The organism is Bacillus sp. YKCMOAS1, assembly GCF_030268125.1.
GTDB classification, from domain to species: Bacteria; Bacillota; Bacilli; order Bacillales; family Bacillaceae; genus Bacillus; species Bacillus safensis.
In genome coordinates this window covers 1-1943 of the sequence record NZ_BSEI01000015.1, presented here as the reverse complement: position 1 = coordinate 1943, position 1943 = coordinate 1, and the positions used below count along the sequence as shown (strand labels likewise).

The 1943-nt window shown below is 60.6% G+C and carries 1 protein-coding gene; it reads right to left on the bottom strand.

Annotated elements, in window-relative coordinates; genetic code table 11:
- Nucleotides 1-1943, bottom strand: a 1943-nt coding sequence (locus QSJ46_RS19545) for a beta strand repeat-containing protein (RefSeq protein WP_285605200.1), incomplete at both ends; no start/stop codon positions are given.

The window sequence follows — 1943 nt, the reverse complement described above, 5'->3', positions numbered from 1 at the left end:
GGTCCAGTAATACCAGTTGCCCCGGTAGAGCCAGTGGCTCCGGTAATACCTGTGGCACCGGTAGGCCCAGTATCTCCAGTAACTCCAGTGCTACCCGTGACGCCAGTAGGACCCGTTGGTCCAGTGCTACCTGTAGCCCCGGTAGAACCAGTAGCTCCGGTAATACCTGTGGCACCGGTAGGCCCAGTATCTCCAGTGACACCCGTTGCCCCGGTAGGTCCGGTATCTCCAGTGACACCCGTCGCCCCGGTAGGCCCAGTATCTCCAGTGCTACCCGTGACGCCAGTAAGACCCGTTGGTCCAGTGCTACCTGTAGCCCCGGTCGGACCAGTAACTCCAGTGCTACCCGTGACGCCAGTAGGACCCGTTGGTCCAGTGCTACCTGTCGCACCTGTCGCGCCGGTCGGACCAGTATCTCCAGTGACACCCGTAGCGCCGGTAGGCCCAGTATCTCCAGTGCTACCCGTGACGCCAGTAGGACCAGTAGGTCCAGTAATACCAGTTGCCCCGGTAGAGCCAGTGGCTCCGGTAATACCTGTGGCACCGGTAGGCCCAGTATCTCCAGTAACTCCAGTGCTACCCGTTACGCCAGTAGGACCCGTTGATCCAGTGCTACCTGTAGCCCCGGTAGAACCAGTAGCTCCGGTAATACCTGTGGCACCGGTAGGCCCGGTATCTCCAGTGACACCCGTTGCCCCGGTAGGTCCGGTATCTCCAGTGACACCCGTAGCCCCGGTCGGACCAGTAACTCCAGTGCTACCCGTAGCGCCAGTAAGACCCGTTGGTCCAGTGCTACCTGTAGCCCCGGTAGAACCAGTAACTCCAGTGCTACCCGTGACGCCAGTAGGACCAGTAGGTCCAGTAATACCAGTTGCCCCGGTAGAGCCAGTGGCTCCAGTGCTACCCGTAGCGCCAGTAGAACCAGTAGGTCCAGTAATACCAGTTGCCCCGGTAGAGCCAGTGGCTCCAGTGCTACCCGTGACGCCAGTAAGACCCGTTGGTCCAGTGCTACCTGTCGCACCAGTAGGTCCAGTAACTCCAGTGCTACCTGTAGCCCCGGTAGGCCCAGTATCTCCAGTGACACCCGTAGCGCCGGTCGGACCAGTAACTCCAGTGCTACCCGTAGCGCCAGTAGGACCAGTAGGTCCAGTAATACCAGTTGCCCCGGTAGAGCCAGTGGCTCCGGTGCTACCCGTAGCGCCAGTAGGTCCGGTAGCTCCAGTAATACCCGTCGCCCCGGTAGAGCCAGTAACTCCAGTGCTACCCGTGACGCCAGTAGGACCCGTTGATCCAGTGCTACCTGTAGCCCCGGTAGAACCAGTAGCTCCGGTAATACCTGTGGCACCGGTAGGCCCGGTATCTCCAGTGACACCCGTTGCCCCGGTAGGTCCGGTATCTCCAGTGACACCCGTCGCCCCGGTCGGACCAGTAACTCCAGTGCTACCCGTGACGCCAGTAGGACCAGTAACTCCAGTGCTACCCGTAGCGCCAGTAGGACCAGTAACTCCAGTGCTACCCGTGACGCCAGTAAGACCCGTTGGTCCAGTGCTACCTGTAGCCCCGGTAGAACCAGTAACTCCAGTGCTACCCGTGACGCCAGTAGGACCAGTAGGTCCAGTAATACCAGTTGCCCCGGTAGAGCCAGTGGCTCCAGTGCTACCCGTAGCGCCAGTAGAACCAGTAGCTCCGGTAATACCTGTGGCACCGGTCGGACCAGTATCTCCAGTGACACCCGTTGCCCCGGTAGGTCCGGTATCTCCAGTGACACCCGTTGCCCCGGTAGGTCCGGTATCTCCAGTGACACCCGTAGCGCCGGTAGGCCCAGTATCTCCAGTGCTACCCGTGACGCCAGTAGGACCCGTTGGTCCAGTAATACCAGTTGCCCCGGTAGAGCCAGTGGCTCCGGTAATACCTGTGGCACCGGTAGGCCCAGTATCTCCAGT